Raw genomic sequence first — 2,079 nt, 5'->3', positions numbered from 1 at the left:
TGAATAAAATTCCAAGAAGAATTGTAATAGCTCCTAGAATTGAGAAAAATTCATTTGTAAGATGAGCATTAATTTTCGCAGAAACATAAATTTCAAATAATTCTTTTGATGAAAAAAGTTTTGAGAAGAAGCAAGCTGTTAAGAAGGTTATAGAAATTGGTATCAAAAATTTAATAAATTCAAGCCCAATATATTTGAAATAATTTGTTCCATTAGACATGTTTATTACCCCTATAAATAAAGCGAATGTATCCAGTGCTTGAAAAAACTTTTTTACTTTTTAACACGTCTTATTATTTATAGGGCTATCAATCTTATGCGGCATCTTTAAAATTATTAGAAAAATTTAAATTAATGTTATATATAGACTTAATATCTTCAATTGCATCAAGGTCACCATTCTTTGCAGCTATAGTGAGCCAAAAAACGGCTTTATAATGTATCTCGAGCTGAAAGTAGAATATTCCAACTTCATATTGAGTATAGCTACCTTGTCTCAAAGCTGCTAAATCAGCATACTTTATGGTTTTTTTAATTTTTTTATTTGCGTAATAATATCTAGCCAAATCTAGCATAGACTTCACATCACCTGCTTTTGCATTCTTTTTAATCTGAGACTTTTCTCTTTTTTCAATTAGATAATTCCCACAAAAGAAAACTCTTTGTTTATCCATTTCTATAAATCCTGTTTAGAATTTTGATTTTTCAAAAACTTTTTTCAAAATTTTGTTCAGCATAGAAGATCCCCTTAGCTCGCATACTTCTTATTTCAGGCTTTTTATTTAAGAGAACATATCTGGGTTCGTAAGCCTGATATTTTCCTGACAACTTTCACACAGCATCAATCCTGCAAAAAGTTGTACATTTTGTCTATTTTCACAAAGCGTACATGGCTTTGAAAGCTGAATAATATTATCTGACATTACTTTACCCTCTTATAGTTATCATCTGCATATGAGTAACCTTTAGCTTGCATCATTCTAACCTCATCTTTAGAAGCCCCATTCTTCATTAATGTCCATAACATCATGAAATAGAGTCCAGAAAAATCCTCATAATATTTTTCAGAAAAATTATTATCTTCCTCAAAATCATCTATTCGCTTCTCTAATCGATTCACCAGATCCTCGATACGATCGGCCTGCTGCTTAACAGCAATAGATTGAAAATCATTGGTCAAAATTTTACTGAATAATTTACTGGTTCTGATTCCTTCTGAATTAGCCAATTGATCATAGAATTCGGCTACTTGTGGATCCAGTCTGACTGCATAAGTTTTGACTTTTTCGCCCATAAATTACACCTCTTATTAAAATCAATGTTTGTACAAAATTAAATTTATAAAATTCAACTAATTGAATAAAAATAATAAGTAAATTATGTACAAACCTATTTGTACATAATTAATTTATTTTAAAACAAAAACTTATTTAAATATAATGCTTTTTTCATGTACAACAATAAGTACATAGTTTTTCTTATATTTATCAAAGTATTATATGAAAAAAGTGTTGTTTTGGTGTACAACTATGAGCGCAGCAAATTAATAAATAAAATCAATAACTTATTTCAAAAAATGGGCTTTTTGCAGCGCAGCTTTCTAACACACAAAATAATTACCCAACCCCTTACACCATAAGGGTTTGAAGGTTGTCATCGTTAGATGCGTGGTGTGTGACAAAAAAATCCCGGCATGTGCCGGATCTTGGATTGGAAAATTGGCTAAAGTGACGTAGGGCCGGTGCTTGGTTTTGCATGGAAAAAAGTATTTATTTCCTTGTTTAAAAAAACGTAAAAAATCAATTTTTTGTCCATTCATCCAGGTTAAAAATTTCAACCCAAAACTTTAATTATGAAAAGCTTCATAGAACGCGTTCAAATGCGATTTAAGAGCCTTTACCTAGAAAACATAGATCTCATAGTGAAAAACACAAAACAGCTCAAAAAACGCAAATGAGAGCGAAATAAAGAGGTATTTTGACTTTAGATAGATGCATAGAGCGAGTGTCTACGAGCGAACTATCAAAATTTGCGCCTAGACCCTCTGAAAAACATTTTTTTGTCTTCTTTAGCCTAAGA

4 protein-coding genes and 1 pseudogene are annotated in these 2,079 nt (G+C 30.5%); all 5 read right to left on the bottom strand.

Annotated elements, in window-relative coordinates:
• Nucleotides 1–220 (bottom strand): annotated as a pseudogene (locus F960_RS22845) (hypothetical protein); the annotation flags it as partial.
• Between the two features lie 94 nt (nucleotides 221–314).
• Nucleotides 315–674: an SEL1-like repeat protein gene (locus F960_RS17875; protein ID WP_000360920.1), complete on the bottom strand. Its 360-nt coding sequence runs from the start codon at nucleotides 672–674 to the stop codon at nucleotides 315–317.
• Nucleotides 675–782: 108 nt separating this feature from the next.
• A complete protein-coding gene (locus F960_RS22715) occupies nucleotides 783–923 on the bottom strand; it encodes a hypothetical protein (protein WP_001985218.1) in 141 nt (46 codons plus the stop codon).
• Nucleotides 923–1,294: a hypothetical protein gene (locus F960_RS17870; RefSeq protein WP_000504219.1), complete on the bottom strand. Its 372-nt coding sequence runs from the start codon at nucleotides 1,292–1,294 to the stop codon at nucleotides 923–925. The genes F960_RS22715 and F960_RS17870 overlap by 1 nt, the downstream gene beginning before the upstream one ends.
• Before the next feature lie 306 nt (nucleotides 1,295–1,600).
• A complete protein-coding gene (locus F960_RS23305) occupies nucleotides 1,601–1,819 on the bottom strand; it encodes a hypothetical protein (RefSeq protein WP_074162264.1) in 219 nt (72 codons plus the stop codon).
• Between the last annotated feature and the right edge of the window lie 260 nt (nucleotides 1,820–2,079).

It is taken from the genome of Acinetobacter gerneri DSM 14967 = CIP 107464 = MTCC 9824 (assembly GCF_000368565.1).
Classification (GTDB): domain Bacteria; phylum Pseudomonadota; class Gammaproteobacteria; order Pseudomonadales; family Moraxellaceae; genus Acinetobacter; species Acinetobacter gerneri.
This window is presented reverse-complemented; position numbering and strand designations above follow the sequence as displayed.